A 646-nucleotide genomic window follows, 5' to 3' on the forward strand; every position below is an offset into this window, starting at 1 on the left:
TAATGCTTCCTGTGGTCAGGCTGTTTTTATCTGCCGGCGCGGTGCTTTCAATAATACCTCCGGTCAGCGTTGTTTTATCTTTAACGTTGATCTTAAAACCACCATCACCCGCTTTGATGCCTGATTGCTCCACAACACTATGATAATCACTAGAGGATTTATCCTTGTTCAAGGAAATATTGGTTGTGGCTGTACCATCCTTTTCTCGGCTATTATAACCAATGGAAACAGAGTTTTGCTTGCTGGAGCTTTGTCCCTTATCACTGTGGCTGACAACGGTAAAATCACCCCCTACTTCCATTTCTACACGCTCTCCAGAAACCACGGCGCCTGCCAATGTGGTGTTTGCCCCACTCGTTGTGTGAACTGTGCCGGTGCCAATAATATGGCTGTTTTTGTGATGCACTTCCTCACTGGAACCCTTGCCTTTACCAAAAGAAGCATTCCCCATCCACCCTGTACCACCGGTACCATAACTATACCCAACATTCATTGAAGCGCTTTGCGTGTGGTTTTCTGTGCTCTGCGTGTTTTGCGCACTTTCAAAGGTGATATCTTTACCTGCTTCCATGGTGATATTCCCGCTCTGTTCATCATTGCTTTGCATCGGGTTTGTACCGGCAATAATATCGGCTCCAACACCATG

1 protein-coding gene is annotated in these 646 nt (G+C 46.3%); it reads right to left on the bottom strand.

Features of this window, described 5'->3' with window-relative positions; all coding sequences use genetic code 11:
* Positions 1-646: hemagglutinin repeat-containing protein (locus tag ACFINA_RS09755; protein ID WP_375615539.1), on the bottom strand; the 646-nt coding region annotated here is incomplete at both ends.

The sequence above is a fragment of the Bartonella sp. AC10YNML genome (assembly GCF_042196825.1).
In the GTDB taxonomy this organism is placed as follows: Bacteria; Pseudomonadota; Alphaproteobacteria; order Rhizobiales; family Rhizobiaceae; genus Bartonella.